This is a genomic window from Rhizobium sp. 01T444 (assembly GCF_056398305.1).
Map to the genome: position 1 here is coordinate 42,034 of NZ_JBFTPD010000001.1, position 17,931 is coordinate 59,964.

The 17,931-nt window shown below is 59.5% G+C and carries 18 protein-coding genes; 6 read left to right on the forward strand and 12 right to left on the reverse strand.

Annotated elements, in window-relative coordinates:
• Positions 1 to 275: 275 nt before the first annotated feature.
• Entirely contained in the window at positions 276 to 1,550 is a 1,275-nt protein-coding gene (locus AC1DTN_RS00160) for an extracellular catalytic domain type 1 short-chain-length polyhydroxyalkanoate depolymerase (RefSeq protein ID WP_442206513.1), read from the reverse strand.
• Between the two features lie 27 nt (positions 1,551 to 1,577).
• On the reverse strand, positions 1,578 to 1,997 hold the full coding sequence (locus tag AC1DTN_RS00165; RefSeq protein WP_113320992.1) for a CopG family transcriptional regulator: 420 nt from the start codon (positions 1,995 to 1,997) through the stop codon (positions 1,578 to 1,580).
• Between the two features lie 320 nt (positions 1,998 to 2,317).
• Here AC1DTN_RS00165 and AC1DTN_RS00170 point away from each other — a divergent pair, with 320 nt between their 5' ends.
• Positions 2,318 to 2,779: a response regulator gene (locus AC1DTN_RS00170; protein WP_442206514.1), complete on the forward strand. Its 462-nt coding sequence runs from the start codon at positions 2,318 to 2,320 to the stop codon at positions 2,777 to 2,779.
• Between the two features lie 5 nt (positions 2,780 to 2,784).
• Here the strand turns inward: AC1DTN_RS00170 and AC1DTN_RS00175 are convergent, their stop codons facing one another.
• From AC1DTN_RS00175 to AC1DTN_RS00200, 6 genes are all read right to left on the reverse strand, one after another.
• Positions 2,785 to 3,021, reverse strand: a complete 237-nt coding sequence (locus AC1DTN_RS00175) for an ATP-binding protein (protein ID WP_442206646.1) — start codon at positions 3,019 to 3,021, stop codon at positions 2,785 to 2,787.
• Positions 2,940 to 3,518, reverse strand: coding sequence for a hypothetical protein (locus tag AC1DTN_RS00180; protein ID WP_442206515.1), 579 nt, complete (start codon positions 3,516 to 3,518; stop codon positions 2,940 to 2,942). The genes AC1DTN_RS00175 and AC1DTN_RS00180 overlap by 82 nt, the downstream gene beginning before the upstream one ends.
• A gap of 383 nt (positions 3,519 to 3,901) precedes the next feature.
• Positions 3,902 to 4,405 carry a YciE/YciF ferroxidase family protein gene (locus AC1DTN_RS00185; RefSeq protein WP_113321123.1) on the reverse strand — a complete coding sequence of 168 codons (504 nt, stop codon included), beginning with the start codon at positions 4,403 to 4,405 and terminating at the stop codon, positions 3,902 to 3,904.
• 87 nt (positions 4,406 to 4,492) lie between these two features.
• Positions 4,493 to 5,095: a general stress protein gene (locus AC1DTN_RS00190; protein WP_113320991.1), complete on the reverse strand. Its 603-nt coding sequence runs from the start codon at positions 5,093 to 5,095 to the stop codon at positions 4,493 to 4,495.
• Positions 5,096 to 5,127: 32 nt separating this feature from the next.
• Complete coding sequence (locus tag AC1DTN_RS00195) at positions 5,128 to 5,445, reverse strand: periplasmic substrate-binding domain-containing protein (protein WP_113320990.1); 318 nt, start codon at positions 5,443 to 5,445, stop codon at positions 5,128 to 5,130.
• 299 nt (positions 5,446 to 5,744) lie between these two features.
• Positions 5,745 to 8,120: a methyl-accepting chemotaxis protein gene (locus AC1DTN_RS00200; RefSeq protein ID WP_442206516.1), complete on the reverse strand. Its 2,376-nt coding sequence runs from the start codon at positions 8,118 to 8,120 to the stop codon at positions 5,745 to 5,747.
• An 812-nt stretch (positions 8,121 to 8,932) separates the two neighbouring features.
• Here AC1DTN_RS00200 and AC1DTN_RS00205 point away from each other — a divergent pair.
• The 4 genes from AC1DTN_RS00205 (at position 8,933) to AC1DTN_RS00220 (ending at position 12,356) form a co-directional block, all read left to right on the forward strand.
• On the forward strand, positions 8,933 to 9,955 hold the full coding sequence (locus AC1DTN_RS00205) for a methyltransferase (protein ID WP_439018446.1): 1,023 nt from the start codon (positions 8,933 to 8,935) through the stop codon (positions 9,953 to 9,955).
• Between the two features lie 201 nt (positions 9,956 to 10,156).
• Positions 10,157 to 10,918 (forward strand): carboxy-S-adenosyl-L-methionine synthase CmoA, encoded by a 762-nt coding sequence (cmoA, locus tag AC1DTN_RS00210; protein ID WP_113320986.1) that lies wholly within the window; start codon positions 10,157 to 10,159, stop codon positions 10,916 to 10,918.
• A 5-nt stretch (positions 10,919 to 10,923) separates the two neighbouring features.
• Positions 10,924 to 11,661, forward strand: coding sequence for a methyltransferase family protein (locus AC1DTN_RS00215; protein WP_477919480.1), 738 nt, complete (start codon positions 10,924 to 10,926; stop codon positions 11,659 to 11,661).
• A 14-nt stretch (positions 11,662 to 11,675) separates the two neighbouring features.
• Entirely contained in the window at positions 11,676 to 12,356 is a 681-nt protein-coding gene (locus AC1DTN_RS00220) for an outer membrane protein (protein ID WP_439018444.1), read from the forward strand.
• Positions 12,357 to 12,434: 78 nt separating this feature from the next.
• On the opposite strand, the gene AC1DTN_RS00225 is transcribed toward AC1DTN_RS00220, so the two are convergent.
• From AC1DTN_RS00225 to AC1DTN_RS00240, 4 genes are read right to left on the reverse strand one after another with little or no spacing between them, the layout of a single operon-like run.
• Complete coding sequence (locus tag AC1DTN_RS00225; protein ID WP_477919482.1) at positions 12,435 to 12,875, reverse strand: hypothetical protein; 441 nt, start codon at positions 12,873 to 12,875, stop codon at positions 12,435 to 12,437.
• A gap of 51 nt (positions 12,876 to 12,926) precedes the next feature.
• On the reverse strand, positions 12,927 to 14,237 hold the full coding sequence (gene glcF, locus AC1DTN_RS00230; protein ID WP_477919484.1) for a glycolate oxidase subunit GlcF: 1,311 nt from the start codon (positions 14,235 to 14,237) through the stop codon (positions 12,927 to 12,929).
• Position 14,238: 1 nt separating this feature from the next.
• On the reverse strand, positions 14,239 to 15,444 hold the full coding sequence (locus AC1DTN_RS00235) for an FAD-binding protein (RefSeq protein WP_477919486.1): 1,206 nt from the start codon (positions 15,442 to 15,444) through the stop codon (positions 14,239 to 14,241).
• Positions 15,441 to 16,880 carry an FAD-linked oxidase C-terminal domain-containing protein gene (locus AC1DTN_RS00240; RefSeq protein ID WP_477919488.1) on the reverse strand — a complete coding sequence of 480 codons (1,440 nt, stop codon included), beginning with the start codon at positions 16,878 to 16,880 and terminating at the stop codon, positions 15,441 to 15,443. Before AC1DTN_RS00240 ends, AC1DTN_RS00235 begins: the two co-directional genes overlap by 4 nt.
• A 136-nt stretch (positions 16,881 to 17,016) precedes the next feature.
• On the opposite strand from AC1DTN_RS00240, the gene AC1DTN_RS00245 reads away from it, so the two are divergent.
• On the forward strand, positions 17,017 to 17,913 hold the full coding sequence (locus AC1DTN_RS00245; RefSeq protein WP_113324150.1) for a LysR family transcriptional regulator: 897 nt from the start codon (positions 17,017 to 17,019) through the stop codon (positions 17,911 to 17,913).
• Positions 17,914 to 17,931 lie beyond the last annotated feature (18 nt).

A 17,931-nucleotide genomic window follows, 5' to 3' on the forward strand; every position in this document is an offset into this window, starting at 1 on the left:
ATCAATCGATCCAAGTCGCGTCGAACCGGAACGGTCGCTGTTTGGGCCGTCGATTAGAATCCCTTCAAGATGGGCAATGGCCATACGCGACCCCGAACGATTTATGCGATACCGATGCTGGCCATCACCTAAATCGTCTGCGATGGAATACGGCCACTTGCCGCCATCGGGCACTTTCTCAGCGGTGACGAACAATGTGCTGCCCTTGACGTGGGCCGAGCAACTCGAGGATCCATGTTCCGGATGCACCGCGCTCGCGCGCCGCTGCGCCGAGCCTATTCGGCGGCCACATTTTCGTGCGAAGCGTTGCCAGGTTCGAGGAAAAAACGCACCATCTCATTTGTTGCGTCCGGCCCGCGCTGGTCTGTGTACGATCCGCGAGCGTCGCCGCCGAACCAGGCATGCCCGGCGCCTTCGACAAGCCAGTATTCTAGCGCCGGCAACCCTTGCGCATTTGTAACAATTTTTCTGGTGTAGGCACGCTTACCGGGGGAGCGGCCGGTATGAGTTTGAATTGTCCTGGTGGGTTCTGGCGGAATGGCCGCCGCGACTATCCGCTCAGCATTTAAGGGATGGACCGTGCGGTCTGCACCACCCTGAAACACGATCGTGCGAACCTCCGGTGTCGAGCGGTTGCGGGGTTTTGGATCAGATTTGAGAGGCGCATCCCCTCTCATGACGGAGAAGGCCGACATGACGTCGTTTGCCGAACCGCAGGCCAGTCCGGAATGAATGCCCACGGCGCTGTAAAGATCGGGATATGTCTCGCTCATAACCGCGGCCATGGCGCCGCCGGCTGACAGTCCCGCAACAAAAACCCGACTGCGATCGAGGTGGAATTCCGCCATGATCTCCGCGGTAATCCCCGCAATGATCGAGGGCTCCCCTGCATCGCGCTTTTGATCAGAGGGCCTGAACCAGTTCCAGCAGGACGAGGCATTGTCCTTTCCGGTCTGCTGGGGATAGGCAACGAGGAGGCCATGCGCCTCTGCAACGGCGTTCATGCCAGTGCCTGTGGCGAAGTCGTCCGGGCCCTGTTTGCAGCCGTGGAGCATGACGACCAATCCACGTGGCTCGCCCTGTTTGGGTGCCGGTATGTAGAGTTTGTAGCTTCGGATGCCGGCCGCGCAGGCATAGGATCGTGCCAGAAATCGTGCCCCCGACGGCACAGCAGCAGAGAGTTCAGGTATCGATTTGTGCGGGCCCAGGCCCGGCACAGAAGCGAATGCGCCTGCCCGTCCCTCGCGCAGGATGCTAAGTGTCTCGCCAAGGGGCTTTCGCAGCCGATTAAATCCAACACCCTCAAGCGGGTTCGTGGCTCCGGCTGCTTGCGGTGTTTCAGGCTCGATGATCTCGGCGTTCGGATCTATCTGAAAAGGTTTCGAATGATGCGCTCGTGCAGCGTCCGAGATGTCGGGTTCCGTTAAGGCATGAGCGCCGGAGATCGGTCGGCTAGCGAGTGCATCCTGGATCACGCGGGTTGCCTCGGCGAGATTGAAGGATCGCGTCAACGACGTCGCACGCCTCATGGCAATGAGGAAATTGTTCATCGGATGTCCTTGTGGTCGGGCCTTAGCCTAGCGAATACGTTCGGCCAATGCCGATTTCAGTTCCGCACTCGCCTGAAGCGCGCCAAGTACGGTGATCGATTCAATTGTCGCAAGAGCGAGTTCGGGTGTGACGTCCGGGGCGATCCGGGCCAGTCCAAGCACCCTGATCTCAAGCTTTTCTCCAGCGGTCTTCATCGCTTCCAGATCAGCCTTGCTGTAGTCCCTTAGGCCAAGTTCCAGCGTTTGCCTGATGGTGGATTGTTTGACAGCCTCACTCTCGCTGGCAAGCTGGTTTCGAATCGCTGTTCGTATGAAATCGCTGCGATTGGAATAAAAACCCTCCTGCACGAGAAGGTCGATACGACCAAGATCGACGTAGCCGAGATTGATCGTGATTTTTTCCGACTCGCTATTTTTGTCGCGAAGCTTGTAAACGCCGTCAGCCATCATCATCCACCATCCATATAGATGCCATATGGATGTCCTATGGATGGTTTGCAAGGCTTTCAAGTTATAAACTTCGAAAATAAGACGCCAACCGTGAATGTTTGGTAGAGATCGCTCGGATCTTCATTCTGACCCTCAAGGGCTGATCGCTCCTGCCTCCCGTGTCGCGATAGTCCTGTTGTCGAGGCGGCGGTCGGCTCGTTCGACCCCGGAAGGGGGATTTCGCCGTCATCTCGATTTTTGCAATCGCGCCCGCCCTGATTGCTTTGGGAATTATATCAAAAGCTTGGAATAAGGCTTTACGGATGGTGTTACCGCGCATGGACAAAGAGAAACTCGACAAGATTCCGGGCCCTATCGCACTCGTCGTGGATGACGAACCGTTGATACGGATGGATATCGCCGACATCATTTCCGATGCCGGATATTATGTCGTAGAGGCGGCCACGGCTGACGAAGCTCTGGCGTTTCTCGAGAAATATAGCTCGCTCCAGCTGCTCTTTAAGGACGTGCAGACGGGTGGTGATCTCGACGGCTTTGAATTGGCGAGGAAGATCGCCGAGCGGTGGCCGAACATAGAGGTCGTCGTCGCGTCCGGAGCGAGAGCGCCGAAGGAGGGCAAGCTCCCGGGCAATGAGAGCTTCATACGGAAGCCGTTTTCCGCCGAGACCCTTCTTGAAACATTGCAGGAGCACTCCCCGGACGGACCAAGCAAATCCTGGGCATCGCCCTGCTCAGACTACGGGGCAGGGCGCTCACGCTGTTTGTTGGACCTGCGCTGACGCGCCTATAGGGGCATCATCAATGTGAATCGTGTCTCGGACTCGTCCGAATTTACGGAGAGCTTTCCCCCGTGCACTCTGGCGATCTCGCTCGCTATGTAGAGACCATGCTGGCTGCTTCGGACTTCGCCCCGGAAAAAGGGCCGAAACGGTGTCGTCTTCACCTTGTCTGATATCGGCTGGCCACTGTTGGCGACCCAGAGTTCCAGACGGCCTCCGGTCGTCGTCGCGCCGATTTCGATTGGCTTTTTGCGGTCGCCACGAGATCGGCATTATTACCCAAGGTACTCACAATCAGTTTGGCGAATAGCCGGAACATCCCTATCGTCACGGAATTGTCGACCTTGTGAGGTGCCGCGTCGATGGCCCAGCGCGTTCCAAAGAAGCTGCCGTCGCCTCTGATGATCGGCACGGAGATATAGCTTTTCAGGCCGTAGATCGCAGGCGTGTGATGGCCGCGATATGGTAGGTAAGGTAGGCTCTCGTCGACGTCGTCGACGACAATGAAATCGTGACTTTGCCTAATCTCGTGCCTGATCGTCGACTCAACCTTGAGCTCCCCGCCAGCCTTCAGCCCGAAATCGCCATTGTCGAGAATGGCGCATGCAATCCAGCGAATGTCCGTCACCCGAGCGACCGCAGAAAACCCCATCCCGGTTGTCTTGCAGATGACTTCGAGGATCGTCGGCACCTCCGCCATCCGGCCGATAGCCTGGACGTCTACCTGGATGTCATCCATGGTATCGCTTCTTCTGTAGCGTTGTTTTTACAATCTTGGAGTGAGGAAGTCGTTTCATTGAGACATAGGCGGGATGACGATGAGGTGACGACGACGAACGTATTCTCAGCCGACCGACCACGTCATCATCCTAGTCCAAGTTCAGAGTGGCCTTCAAATGCCTGAGTTCGGCGTCCTGTCGAGCCGTCGCCTGTTTGATCACGTCTCGATGGGCAGCATGGTCGCGGCGACAACTGTGTTTAATTCCGTTATCTGGCCCTGCAGCTCATGGATTTCGGTCATCGGAGAGTTCCCTTTCATTGGGTGCCTCGACTGCCTTGGCCGTCACCGCCGACGATGCGGCGGTGACCGTGGGGTGATGGCTGACGGGTTTCGTCAGGGCGTCAGGCGGCCTTTTCGGCATTCTGATTGACGACTTTTGTCGCAATGGACGTGAGAGCAATATCAGTCGCCTGTTCCTCGTCGAGCGTCGTCTGCAGCAGCTTGGCGGCATCCTTCATTCCCAACTCGAGTGCCCATGTGCGCAGGGTGCCATAGCGCGACATCTCGTAATGTTCGACTGCTTGGGCGGCGGCAAGAAGGCCGGCGTCGAGTGCCGGCGTGCCCTGATACTCGTCCATGATCTCTGCGCCTTCCTTGATGATGCCCATCATCGCATCGCAGGTTTTCTGCTCCGGCTTTTTGCCGATGATCTTGAAGACATCTTCGAGACGGGTGACCTGCACCTTGGTCTCGGCAAGGTGCTTCGTAAAGGCGTCCTTAAGCTGTTTGCTGCTGGCTGCGGCATGCATTTTCGGCAGCGTCGCAACGATCTTGTTTTCGGCAAAATAGACGTCCTTCAAGGTGTCGTGAAACAGGACGTCGAGTGTTTTGGTTTGCTTGGCCATCATTGGCTCCTCGGGGTTTGCAATAATTTCTGTGGGACCGGGGCTCCGGTCACGTTCACGGCTGCCGTGAGGCAGCCGTGCATTGGATCAAGCCGTCGGAGGGCGACGGTAGCGGTCGCGTTCCTGTTCGATCTGCTCCGGTCCGTAAGGGTCGAGCGTGTCGTCGAAGCGTGTCCAGCCCTGCTCATTGTAAGCGGCCTTGCGTTCTGCAGGATCGACCCAGTTCGAACGCTTCAGGATCGCTGAGGCTTCCGGAGCAAGGGCATCATCGACCCTGGCTGTGACCAGAGTGCCGCCGCGACGGACCCCTTCGGCGTAGAAGTTGGCGTCGTCCTCAGACACCCCAGAGCCGGTCAATGCTCCGATCAGTCCGCCGGCCGCGCCGCCGGCTACTGCGCCCGCCACGGCACCGACTGCGGTTGCGGCAAGCCAGCCGGCAGCAACCACAGGACCGACGCCTGGAATGGCCATAATGCCGAGCCCGGTCAAAAGACCGCCGGCGCCGCCGACGACGGCACCGAGGCCCGCGCCGGATTCCGCTCCGGTCGCAGCACCGTTAGTGGAGTGGCGATCGTCCGCGTTGTTGGAAACGATGCTGATGTCGTTCGAGGGAACGCCGGTTGCTTCAAGCGCGCTGACGGCAGAACTCGCATCGGTGTAGTCGTCAAAAAGTCCAGTAATGGTTTTCATGAGAGATATCCTTGGGAATTTGAGGCGTGGCGCTACTTCGCGACGACGTTGCCCTGATAGTCGAGGGCGACTATGACGGCCTTGCCGTCCTTCGTGCCTGCTGCCATCCAGATGCCGTTGTCGTCTTTCTTGAGGTTTTTGACTTCGGAAAAGCCGGCCTTCTCGATGCGTTCCTTGGCCTGAGCCTCGGTGAAGCTGTTTGCGCCTGCGACTGGGGCATCCGGGTTTTTCGCATCGGTCGTTGCGACGGGGGGCGTTGTGGTATCGGTGGAGGAAGCAGGGGCCGTCTGTGCGACAGCAGTCAGTGCCGACGCCCCGACGAGCGCCGCCGCTAGGATCATATTTTTCATTGAGGTTTTTCTCTTTCTCTGACCGGGTTCACACGGCCGTGAAGAGACAACCTATCCAGCCAGTATAAGTTCCGTGCACGTTCCCGGAATATGCGGCGTGCCGACCTTCGCACGTCAGAAAAGATGAGGCCTTAGATGAACCTGATGGGGATCGGTTCAAGCGGACAAGATCAGGGCCAACTGCCATACCGAATACGTAAACGGGCCGGAGACATGAATGCATCCGACCAGCAAAAATCAAGCACCGGTCAACATCACATTGCCAATCGGGCGCCATGCAGACATGGCGCGCACCGCGTCTAGAACTCTTCCCAGTTGCCCTCGGTCGTCACCTGTGCTGGCGACGTGCCAAACGCGACTGCGAGCTTCCCACCGAGTGTGCGGGCTGGCGAGGCAGCGGGCTTATTGTTGGTGGTCGAGGCGGGAACCGCTCTATGCGCAATAAGCGTCGCGACCGGGCGCGCCGACGGCCTGGTAGCCGCACGAGCGGCGGAGGCTGCCTTTGTCGCCTGGCCGAGGTTGAACTGGGCCAGACGCCCTGAGAGAGCAGATACCTCCGTCGCCAGCGTATGAGAGGCGGCGTTCGATTCCTCGACCATTGCGGCATTCTTCTGGGTCGACTGGTCCATCTGGTTGACGGCCATGTTGATCTCCATGAGAGCCGTCGACTGCTCGCGGGCGGCCTGGACAACCGCCTGGACATTGATGTCAATCTGCTGCACTTCGGCGACGATCGCCTGCAGTGCTTTGCCCGTCTGGCCGACCAGGCTGACGCCACGCTTGACCTGGTCGCCGGACGAGGTGATCAGCGCCTCAATCTCCTTGGCTGCCGCCGCCGAGCGCTGTGCGAGTTCACGCACTTCCTGTGCGACGACGGCGAAACCCTTGCCGGCTTCCCCAGCGCGCGCCGCTTCAACGCCGGCATTGAGGGCCAGAAGGTTCGTCTGGAAGGCGATGTCGTCGATCACGCCGATGATGTTGGAGATCGACTGAGAGGATTGCTCGATGCCTCTCATGGCCTCAACGGCACTGCGCACCACCTCCCCGGACTTTTCCGCGCCTTCCTTGGTCCGACCAACGAGAGCCCCCGCCTCCTCGGCGCGAAGGGTGGAGTCCTTGACGGACGTCGTGATCTGCTCGAGCGCGGCGGCCGTCTCCTCGACGGAAGCCGCCTGCTGCTCTGTGCGGCGCGCGAGATCATCGGCGCCCGAGCGGATTTCCTCGGAACCGGCTTGGATGATGGCGGCGTTTTCGGAGAAGGAAATCAGGGCTGCCTGGAGCTTTTCCACAGATGCGTTGAAATCGACGCGGATCTCGTCAAGGGAGTCAGTGAATGGCTTTTCCAGCCGCACGGTCATGTCTCCATTCGAAAGGCCGGCGAGTCCGTTCCCGAGTTCGCTCACCGCGAACTTGATCGAATCCTCACGGGCGGCATGGAGGACGGAACGTTCCTGCCGTTCGACCTCCTCGCGAGCCCGTGACGTTTCCGCATCGACTTCGAGCTTGATCTTCTGACGATTGCTTTCCAGCAGGATGCCGAGGGAGCGTGACAGGTCGCCGATTTCGTCCTTGGCATTCTTGTCGCTCAGCTGCACGTCGAGTTGGCCATGGGCGATACGATCGGTCTCGGCGATCACGCCTTCTATGCGGCGGATGAATCTGCGGGCAATGAGCCAGCCTGCGAGACCGAGCAGGAAAGCGGCGACAGCCGTGATCGCAACTGCGCTCCAGACCATGTTATTCAGTTGGGCGAAGACCGTGGATTTGGGCACCGAGACGACCGCATACCAGTTCAGGTCATTCGTGAGCTTTACCGGATAGGCAACCGAAAAATAGGCCTGGCCGTCGGGGCCTGCGATCTCCTGCTCGACACCGGGTCTTGCGATCAACCGATCCCAACCGGCTGTCAGGTCGCCGCCATCGTTGATATTCGTGCCTGCGAGTTTGGCGGAGGGATGGCTGATGATGCTGCCGGCGCCTGTCACGAGACTGAGATAGCCGGTCTCCATCGGGTGGACCGCAGAGATCGCCTTGTTCGCATCGTCGAGCGAAATGTCCATGCCGGCCACACCGAGCGCCTTGCCTTCGACCATGATCGGCTTGGCAACCGAGGTCATCAGCACGTCCTTACCGTCGACGGCGTAAACATAGGGTTCGATGACGACGGTCTTTTTCTGAACAAAGGGAAGCTGGTAGTAGTCGCCGGCGCCCGACACGGTATAATCGACCAGCGGCGTGTGCTGAATCTTGTCGCCACTGCGTACCCAGTAGGGGACATAGCGTCCCGTAGCGTCGTGGCCTTCCTTGTCGACGAAATCGTTGTCTTTGCCGTCGAAGGCATTCGGTTCCCAGCCGCTCCAAACGCCAAGCGCCATCGGATTGTCCTGCAGCGTGTTCCTAAGCAGGGCGTCGGCGGCCGCGCGGTCCGAGTTTCCACTTTCCTTCATCGTCGATAGCGACGTTTCCAGCCCGTTGACGATATTGAGCGCCACGCTCATGGATTTCTCAACGTTGAGCGCGTTGGTGGCAGCGATCTGGAGCATCTGGTCGAGGTTCGATTTGCGCATATCGTTGTAGGCGATATAAGAAAGGACGCCCGATGCAGCGATCGTGGCGACGACACCGCAGGCCGCCACGGAGAAAATATTGCGTCCGGTAGCCGATTTGAACTGCATGCGCTTGCCTCCTCGAGCGGGCATGTGATCGATCGCACCCCGATCTATTCCGTCCCGGCTCCTCTAACCGAGAACTGATTTCGGGACGTGGCTCAACGTTACGAAAATCGTTTGCGAATTAAGGAATATTCGAAGGGGCGTAATTTAGCGTGTATCGTCCGGTATTCGCTGATGAAACGGGCAACCATTCACTGGTTGATTTGCAACAATCTGACGATAAGGTAGCATCGCCTCCACTTGCGCAGAGCATAGAACGGGACCGATTTGAGCGGCTTTCGAAAACGCAGTTTCGCGCCAAGTGAGCATGGCGACGCGTGGCGAGCCCGACGCGGAAGCCGAATTCTCGGATCCCGCGCGTGCCAGCGCGTCGCGAAGCTGAAACTCCGATGCGCTTCTTTGTCTCCTTGGGCGAACCCGCGGGACTGATGGGCTGGCGTACGTCCAGGAGATCCGCAACCACGTCGGGCAATGTTGCCCCTTTTGCTTAAGCCTCTCACGCCCTTCTCACAAAGCTGTGCTCCAGCGACCGATATGATTTCAGCGTCCCTCACGGGCTCCAATCCCGCATATCGATTGGCCTCTGTCAGCCAAGGGCCGCATCTGCTGCCCCGCCGGGTTGCCATGCTCGATCTGCAGCCGGCAGGCGAGGACGAGCAACTCGAATAACGGCGGCGGCCGGCACGACAACTCGGCCATTGAGGCCTGTTCACCTGATAGGGTTAGCGCGGTATGTATTGTAGAATATGCGGATATACGCATAATTTCTGTGGCTGACGCTGCCAGCAAGATCGGTCGAGGCTCTGGAGGATACCATGGAAGCAAGTGTTGAGGACGCCCATTCTGGCGTAGTGTCGCCCGAACTCGTGGTCGATGCGCTGTTTGCATGCCGAAAGACAGCAGCGATCAGGGCGGCCATCGAGCTCGATCTCTTTACTCATATCGGCGAGGGCAAAACGGCAGCATTGCTGGCGTCGGCGACAAGCGCCTCGGAGCGTGGAGTGCGCATCCTGTGCAACTACCTCGTGGTACATGGTTTCCTGACGAAGGAGAGCGGACAGTACCGAATGACACCCTCGACCAGAATGTTCCTCGATCGCAATTCGCCAGCCTATATGGGCTCTGCCGTCGAATTCACCGCCGCACCTGAAATACTGGATAATTTTCTGCGCGATCCGGCCGCCGTCGTGCGAAACGGCGGTTCGGCCGGGCTTGCGAACATGTCGGCAGACAACCCCGTTTGGGTGAAATTTGCGCGCGGCATGGGCTCCTTTACCGGACTGAGCGCCAAGGCACTGGCTGGCGAGATCTCCGGCTGGCCGAGGCCTCCCAAAAAGGTTTTGGACATCGCTGCAGGTCCAGGCGTTTTCGGGATCGAAATTGCGAAGGCCCTTCCATCGGCGGAGATCGTCGCCGTCGACTGGGCCTCCGTATTGGAGCTGTCGAGGCAGAATGCGGAAAAAGCCGGAGTGGCCGATCGGTACCGGACGATCGCCGGCAGTGCCTTCGATGTGGAATGGGGCACGGGTTATGATCTCGTGCTACTTCCGAATTTTCTGCACCACTTCGATTTGCCGACATGTGCCCAACTGTTGCGAAGGATCATCGCGAGCCTTGCTGAGGATGGTCGGATCGTCGCGGTTGATTTCGTGCCTAACGAAGATGGCGTGTCGCCGCCTTTCCCCGCGGCCTTCTCCTGGGAGATGCTTGCCGGCACGCCGGCCGGTCAGGCTTATACGCAAAATGAGCTGACTGAGATGGCAAGACTGGCCGGCTTTGCTGGCGTCATGGTCAAACCGCTACCGCCAACTCCGGCAAGCCTCATTCTTTTTGAATAGCCGGCGACAGTCGCCTGCGCCACCTGGCCGACACGTGCCGGGTCGCCCAGATCATGCTTTTCCAGGACGTGAGGACCAGACGCGAGGTCTAATACAACCGCGCTTTCAGCCTATTGTCAGGATTCGATGTTAAAGTTTTGTGACGCATTATGGGCGGGGGAATGACGCGTCCAATTTCCATTCATCGACCTGGGAGCGGATATGACCGAACAGTCTAACCGTCTAATATTGCATACCAATTCGCGAGACGAAGTTTTTGCTGAAGAACACGATTCCGTTGCCGACTTTTCGTTCAACTCGACCGTCGCGAATGTCTTTGACGATATGGTCAGCAGATCGGTTCCTTTTTATGGCGAGATGCAACGGATGGTTTGCGAGCTCGCCAGGGATTTCGCACAGCCTCAGTCGAAACTCTATGACATCGGCTGCTCCACGGCCACGACCCTTCTGGCGCTGGACCGTGAAGTCGACAATCACATCGATTTCGTCGGGATCGACAATGCTCCGGAGATGCTGAAGAAAGCTGCCGAAAAGATCGCGGAGTCAGGAACCAACCGCTCAATCGATCTTCACACGGTCGACCTTCATCGCGGCTTCTCGATTGAGAAGGCAAGCGTCGTAACGATGGTGCTGACGCTGCAGTTTGTTCGTCCACTCTACCGCGAGCGGGTCATGCGGACGATTTACGACGGGCTCAACGACCAGGGGTGCCTGCTCCTGGTTGAAAAGCTGACCAGTGAAGACACGACATTCAACCGCCTGTTTATTGATCACTACTACGATTTCAAGCGACGGAACGGTTACTCCACCATCGAGATCTCGAAGAAGCGGGAGGCGCTGGAAAACGTCCTTATTCCTTACCGCTTGGAGGAAAACATCCAGCTCCTTCGTGAGGTCGGCTTCAAGAGCACAGAGGTCTTCTTCCGCTGGTACAATTTCTGCGGGATCGTCGCAATCAAGTGAGCATCATGAAAGACATCATGCTGAGGATCGGCACGTTCCTCTTCAAGTATCGCAATCAGGCTTTCCCGCTGATCATCATAGCGCTCTTTATCGCCGCGCCGCCGTCGACCGCGCCATGGGGAAATCCTGCGCTTGAACAGGCGAAGGACGCGCTGGCCCTGCTCATCGTGGTCAGTGGGCTGATCTTGCGGGCAAGCGTCATTGGCTATGCCTACATCAGGCGGGGCGGCTTGAACAAACGTGTTTACGCCGATGAGCTTGTCACCGAGGGCATGTTCGGCGTCTGCAGAAATCCGCTCTACGTAGGCAACATGCTGATCTACGTCGGACTGTTCGTCTTCCACGGCAATCCGGTCGTGATCGTGGTCGGATGCACTCTCTTCGCCTTTTTCTACCAGTGCATTGTCTACGCCGAAGAGGCTTTCCTCCATGATAAGTTCGGCGCAGCCTACAAAGCCTACTGCCGAGATGTCCCGCGATGGACATTTAAGCGCGGCGCCTTTGACGAATCGACGAGGGGGATGGCGTTCAACCTGAAACGGGTCGTGGCGAAGGACTATTCCACGGTGTCGTCAACCTTTATCGCACTGTTGGCAACCGAGTTTTACAGGGTCGCAGTCGGCTCGATTACGGAGCAGGAACAAGCCCGTGCAATCGTGCTGGTATTGCTGCTTGCGGCCGTTCTCGCCCTCACAGGCTTAGTCAGCGCTTTCAAAAAGCGTGGCGTATTTAAAGAAATCTAATCCGAAAGTATCCAATGAGACTTGCATTGCGTCTTTCCGCCGTGCTTCTGGCGGGCATTGCGTTTTCCGCGCTTGCATCGGTGGCCGGCACAGCTTCGGCCGAGGATCTGGAATTTTCCATCTATGGCGGTTACCAGACGGCGCCGCATAGCCACGTCGATGTTTCCGACGGCACCTCCTTCAGCGCCGGCTGGGAGGGCAAGTCGTTCGGCAGCCCACCCTATTACGGCGGCCGCGTCACCTGGTGGCTGGGCGACTTCAACCTGCCGAACTGGGGCGTGTCGCTCGACTATACCCATGACAAGGTCTATGCCGATGACGAGACCATGGCACGTTCGCCGGGCTGGACGCATTTCGAATTCACCGACGGCCTGAACCTCCTGACCGTCAACGGCCTCTATCGCTTCAAGGACCCGGCCCGCCGCTGGACCCCCTATCTCGGCGCCGGTGTCGGGGTAAACATTCCGCACGTCGAAGTCACCCGTCCGCAGGGCACGACCTTCGACTATGAGTTCGGCGGCGTGACCTTCCAGGCGCAGGCTGGCGTCGACTTCCGCGTCACCGACAACTGGTCAACCTTCGTGGAATACAAGGGCACCTATTCGCGCGTCGACGTTCCGATCGACAGTGGCGACCGCCTGAAGACGAACATCGTCACCAACGCCGTCAACGTCGGTATTTCCTACCACTGGTAATCTGGAGCAATTCCAGCAAAAGCGTACAGCGGTCTTGCGTCCGGAATTATGTAAAAACAAAGAGATAGAGCTGCGGGACTATTTGGTGCCGCAGCTCACCTTGCCTTCGACGACGAAGAAGCTTGTGCTGCCTTCGATGCGCAAAGCATAAGTGCCGCTGAAATTCGGCGAAGCCTTGCCGTGCTCGCCGGCGAGAACCGCGAGATCCAGAGACTCGCTTTCAGCGTCAGTACCTTCCGTCGTGAAGACTTCCAGGCGCAGATCGCCATCGCGCGACCAGCGGTTTGTCAAATCCTTCGATTCGAGGATCCGCTTGCCGAAGTTTTTGGATTTATTGGCGTCCTTGAGCATCAGCGCGCCACGGAAATGGATCAGCTTGTGACCGCCTCCATCTTCAAAAGCGCTTTCGAGCGTGAAGCGCACGTCCTTGTCGTCTGCAGAACAGAAATAGCGACTGTCGGCGTGCGCCGCACCAGCCGCGCCGAGCAATACGGCAAGCATCGTCAATCCACGCCACATAGCCAGAACTCCTGAGATCGGCCCTTGAGATCGGCCAATGAATCGATGCTCTCAGGCTAGCGGCAAATCCCTTAATTTTTCAGGCACAGCACCGCCATAAGCCCAGTCCAGAAGCTCGACGGTGTGTAGGATTGGCGTTGATGTGCCTGACCCGATCTGGGTGATGCAGCCGATATTGCCTGTCGCGATGATATCGGCCTTGGTCGCCTCGATATTCTTGACCTTGCGGGCCTTGAGGGTAGCGGAAATATCCGGCTGCAGGATGTTGTAGGTGCCGGCCGAGCCGCAGCAGAGATGGCCCTCGGCCGGATCGCGAACGGTAAAACCTGCCGCCTTGAGCAGATGCTTTGGCGCCATGGTGATCTTCTGCCCATGCTGCATGGAACAGGCTGAGTGATAGGCAACGGTGATGCCTTTCGGCATGTGGGCGGGCAGATCGAGGCCGGCCAGATATTCTGTGACGTCCTTGGCAAGGGCAGAAACCTGCGCCGCCTTGCCGGCATAGGCCGGGTCAAGGCGCAGCATGTGGCCATAGTCCTTGATCGTCGTGCCGCAGCCGGAGGCGGTGATGATGATCGCGTCGAGGCCGCCAGCCTCGATCTCGCGGGTCCAGACATCGACATTGAGACGGGCCGAGGCGAGAGCCTGCTCTTCGCGCCCCATATGATGGACGAGAGCGCCGCAGCAGGCCTCGCCCTCGGGGACGACCACCTCCACGCCCAATCGTGTCAGCAGCCGGATGGTCGCCTCGTTGATGGCGGGATCGAGAACGGGCTGCGCGCAGCCGGTGAGGATCGCGACGCGGCCGCGGCGCTCGGCCTGTGGCTCATGCCGGCCAGGCCGAGCAAAAGGCGACGGCGCCGGAATGCTTGTTGGCGCAAGCGCCAGCATGGCTGCAAACGGCTGCAGTGCCGCCCCGCGCATCAGGCCGGCAAAGGGACGACCGATGCGGGCAACCGCAAGTGCTGCACGAAAACGGCCGGGATAGGGCAGCACTGCCGCCAGAATGGCGCGCGTCAGCCGGTTCATGAACGGCCGCTTATAGGTCTTCTCTATGTGAACCCGTGCATGGTCGACGAGATGCATGTAGTCGACACCGGAAGGACAGGTCGTGATGCAGGCAAGGCAGGAGAGACAGCGGTCGATATGGGTGACGACTTGCGTATCCGCCGCGCGGCCGTTTTCCAGCATGTCCTTTATGAGATAGATGCGCCCGCGCGGGCTGTCGAGTTCGTTGCCGAGCGTGACATAGGTCGGACAGGTGGCGGTGCAGAAACCGCAATGCACACATTTGCGCAGGATCTGCTCGGATTCGGCCACATGCGGATCGGCAAGCTGGGCAAGGGTGAAGTTGGTCTGCATTTCAGTGTCCCGCCATCTTCCCCGGGTTGAAGATCCCCGACGGATCGAACTTTTCTTTCACGCGGCGCGAAAGCAGTGCCACTGCCTCTTCCTCCGGATGGAAGGCTGACGTCGCCGCTCTTGCCTGAGCCGAGGCGCGGATGAGCGTCGCATGGCCGCCACCGAGCGCCTTGATGAAGCGGCGGACCAGATCAGCTTCCGGATCGGCTTCCATGCGCATCCAGACTAGACCACCCTGCCAATCGTAGAAAGCATCGACACCGGCTTCCAGCCGCAGGGCCGCAACAAGCTGATGGCCAATGCCCGGTGCGACGGAAGCACGCCAAACAGGTCGGGCGGTGCCATCGGCATAGGGCGCCACATCGCGGACTTCCTGCCAGAGCTGGCGGCTGGCGGCTCGATCCAGGCTCGCGACCTGCCCGAAGGGCGCCATCGCCGACAGAAGCTTTGCCACGCGCGATTCCACCGAGCCGGGTAGGCCTTCGATGCGCAGCACCGTCGCCTCGCCCTCGGGCAGGTTGCCGCCGAGAAATTTCCAGGTCACCGTCAAAGGCAGGTGAGCAGCACCCGAGGCCTCCACCGGCAAAGCCATGGCCGCTGCCATAGCATTTGCGGCCTCGGCATCGTTGAGACCGGAGATGACGACAGTCTCCTCCGTCTTCGCACGCGGCGGCACACGGAAAGTCACCTCGGTCAGGAAGCCGAGCGTGCCATGCGAGCCGGCGAGCAGCTTGACCAGATCGAGGCCCGTGACATTTTTCATCACGCGGCCGCCTGCCTTAATGATCTCACCTTTGCCGTTGACGAAGCGGATGCCGAGCAGGCTGTCACGAGCAGCCCCCGCCACGAAGCGGCGCGGGCCGGAGACATTGGCGGCAAAGACGCCGCCGATCGTCGGTTCGCCCGAGGTGCCCATCACGGCGCGATGATCCATGGGTTCGAAAGCCAGCATCTGGTTGTTTTCGGCAAGGGCCGCCTCGACTTCGGCGATTGGTGTACCCGCCTTTGCTGTCATCACCATCTCACCGGGATTGTAGGAGACGATGCCGGACAGGCCAGTCGAGCGCAGGCGATCCTCCGCGTCGACCGCGTTACCGAAACCAGAACGCGTATCGCCGCCGCTGATGGCGAGCGCACGACCCTCTTGCGCATGCGCGCGGATGATTGCTGCGGCTTCTTCTTCGCTTGCAGGCACCAGATCGATCATGCGGCAGGACGCCCCTCGAGCGGGAAGACCTTGGAAGGGTTCAGCAGCCATTGCGGATCGAAGGCGGCGCGCGCCGCCATCTGCTGGGCAAGATCGGCCTCGGAATATTGATGACGCATCAGATCGCGTTTCTCGATGCCGACGCCATGCTCGCCGGTCAGGCAGCCGCCAGCATCGACGCAGAGCTTCAGGATATCGTTGCCGGCCGCCTCGGCCTTGGCGGCATCCTCGGGGTCATTGGCATTGAAGAGAATCAACGGGTGCATGTTGCCGTCGCCGGCATGGAAGACATTGGCGACGCGCAGGCCGTAACCGGCGACGATCTCGGACGTCCGCTGCAGCACGTGCGAAAGCTGGCTCAGCGGCACGGTACCATCCATGCAGATGTAATCGGCAATGCGGCCGGTGGCGCCGAAGGCGGACTTGCGCCCTTTCCAGATCAGCGCCGCCTCGGTTGCCGACTGGCATTCGCGTACCGTCCTGACGCCGTGTTTGCGGGCGATGTCGACGATGCTTTTCAGCATATCGTCCATTTCCGCTTCCGATCCCTCGACCTCGACGATCAAGAGCGCGCCGACATCGAGCGGGTATCCGGCATGGGCGAAGGCCTCGCAGATTTCGATGGCCGGCTTGTCCATGAATTCGATCGCGACGGGAATGATGCCAGCGGCGATGACGTCGGCAACACAGCGGCCTGCCTCTTCGGAGCTTTCGAAACCGAAAAGCACCGGCCGGGCCCCCTCCGGCTTGGCGATCAGGCGTACCGTCGCTTCGGTGACGATACCGAGCTGGCCCTCATGACCGCAAACGAGGCCGAGCAGATCGTAGCCCGCCGCATCCAGAGCCTTGCCGCCGAGTTCGATCACCGTGCCGTCGGTCAGCACCATCTTGACGCCGAGCAGGTTGTTGGTCGTGACACCATATTTCAGACAGTGGGCACCACCGGAATTCATGCCGATATTGCCGCCGATCGTGCAGGCCAGCTGCGAGCTCGGGTCGGGCGCATAGAAGAAACCGTCCGCCGAGACGGCTTCGGAAATGTTGAGATTGGTGACCCCGGCCTGAACCACGGCGCAGCGATTGGCGAAGTCGATCTCCAGGATGCGGTTCATCTTCGACAGGCCGAGCACGACGGCATCTTCCTGCGGGATGGCGCCGCCCGAAAGCGAGGTGCCGGCTCCACGAGGGACGACCGGAATGCCGTAGCGATGACAGTATTTCATGATGGCTGCCACCTCCGCGGTCGAGCGCGGCAAGGCAACGGCGAGCGGCAGGCGGCGGTAGGAGACGAATGCATCGGTCTCGAAGGGCACGAGTTCGCGCGCTTCGTGGATCAGGCATTCCGGCGGCAGGAGATCGACGAGATCGGCAACAATTTCCTTACGGCGCGCAAGAACGTCGGGGCGTGGAGCGAGGAACGAAATGGCGTCGGACATGGCGTTCTCCCTCGGCCAACATGACGGAAACCGGTGACAAATCCTCCTTGTAACCGGTTCTTTCGGCTTAGCACTTTCCCGAAACCGGCGCAAATGTTAAGCACTTATGCCAAAAGGGAAAAAGTTATAAAAGCTTATGACCAATCTGGGTGATCTCGAAATCTTTGCCAAGGTCGTTTCAACCGGCAGCATGTCGCTCGCCGGCCGCGCGCTCGGCTTTTCCCCTGCCGTCGTCTCCAAGCGCATCAAGCGGCTGGAGGACCGGCTCGGCACGCGGCTCCTCCAGCGCACGACACGGCAGATTTCGCTCACCGAATCCGGCCAGGGTTTTTACGATCGCGTTCTTGGCATCCTGGCAGGGCTCGAGGAGGCGGAATTCTATATTTCCGGGCGTTCGGCGCAGATGCACGGCACGCTGAAGATCTCGGCGCCCACCTCCTTCGGCCGCATGCATATCGCCCCTCATCTCAAGGCTTTCATGGAAGCCCATCCGGAGCTGGCGATCAATCTGGTGCTGACCGACGAGTTCAGCGATATCGTCGGCGGCGGCTTCGATCTCGCCATTCGGATCGCGGAGCTGACCGATTCCAGCCTTGTCGCCCGCCGGCTGGCGCCTGTGCGCCGAGTGCTCTGCGCCTCACCCGATTATCTCGCTGCCCATGGCATGCCCAAACATATCGAAGAATTGAAGCAGCACCGCTGTCTGCCAGCCCATAACAATGATGTCTGGCGGCTGGACGGGCCGGATGGGGCTTTCAGCCTGCGGCCCGAAGGCATGCTGATCACCAATTCCAGTGAGGTGATCCGCGAAACAGTCATTGCCGGCCTCGGCATTGCGCTGCGTTCCACCTGGGACATCGGCGAAGAGCTGAAGAACGGCAAGCTCGTGCAGGTGCTGCCGGCCTACGAGGGTTCGCACAACGTCACGCTCTCGGCGGTTTACCCAAGCCGGCAGTTTCTGCCGGCCAAGGTTCGGTTGTTCATCGATTTTCTGGCCGAGCTCTACGGCCCGGTTCCCTACTGGGAGCGCTGAGTTCGGGCGAGCAGGCGA

Coding starts and splice junctions, on each gene's coding strand:
- glcF (WP_477919484.1), bottom strand. CDS start 14,237: ATGCAGACCAACTTCACCCTTGCCCAGCTTGCCGATCCGCATGTGGCC.
- AC1DTN_RS00200 (WP_442206516.1), bottom strand. CDS start 8,120: ATGCAGTTCAAATCGGCTACCGGACGCAATATTTTCTCCGTGGCGGCC.
- AC1DTN_RS00180 (WP_442206515.1), bottom strand. CDS start 3,518: ATGGATGACATCCAGGTAGACGTCCAGGCTATCGGCCGGATGGCGGAG.
- cmoA (WP_113320986.1), top strand. CDS start 10,157: ATGACCGAACAGTCTAACCGTCTAATATTGCATACCAATTCGCGAGAC.
- AC1DTN_RS00205 (WP_439018446.1), top strand. CDS start 8,933: ATGGAAGCAAGTGTTGAGGACGCCCATTCTGGCGTAGTGTCGCCCGAA.
- AC1DTN_RS00185 (WP_113321123.1), bottom strand. CDS start 4,405: ATGGCCAAGCAAACCAAAACACTCGACGTCCTGTTTCACGACACCTTG.
- AC1DTN_RS00225 (WP_477919482.1), bottom strand. CDS start 12,875: ATGTGGCGTGGATTGACGATGCTTGCCGTATTGCTCGGCGCGGCTGGT.
- AC1DTN_RS00165 (WP_113320992.1), bottom strand. CDS start 1,997: ATGGCTGACGGCGTTTACAAGCTTCGCGACAAAAATAGCGAGTCGGAA.
- AC1DTN_RS00170 (WP_442206514.1), top strand. CDS start 2,318: ATGGACAAAGAGAAACTCGACAAGATTCCGGGCCCTATCGCACTCGTC.
- AC1DTN_RS00220 (WP_439018444.1), top strand. CDS start 11,676: ATGAGACTTGCATTGCGTCTTTCCGCCGTGCTTCTGGCGGGCATTGCG.
- AC1DTN_RS00190 (WP_113320991.1), bottom strand. CDS start 5,095: ATGAAAACCATTACTGGACTTTTTGACGACTACACCGATGCGAGTTCT.
- AC1DTN_RS00240 (WP_477919488.1), bottom strand. CDS start 16,880: ATGTCCGACGCCATTTCGTTCCTCGCTCCACGCCCCGACGTTCTTGCG.
- AC1DTN_RS00245 (WP_113324150.1), top strand. CDS start 17,017: ATGACCAATCTGGGTGATCTCGAAATCTTTGCCAAGGTCGTTTCAACC.
- AC1DTN_RS00195 (WP_113320990.1), bottom strand. CDS start 5,445: ATGAAAAATATGATCCTAGCGGCGGCGCTCGTCGGGGCGTCGGCACTG.
- AC1DTN_RS00160 (WP_442206513.1), bottom strand. CDS start 1,550: ATGAACAATTTCCTCATTGCCATGAGGCGTGCGACGTCGTTGACGCGA.
- AC1DTN_RS00235 (WP_477919486.1), bottom strand. CDS start 15,444: ATGATCGATCTGGTGCCTGCAAGCGAAGAAGAAGCCGCAGCAATCATC.
- AC1DTN_RS00215 (WP_477919480.1), top strand. CDS start 10,924: ATGAAAGACATCATGCTGAGGATCGGCACGTTCCTCTTCAAGTATCGC.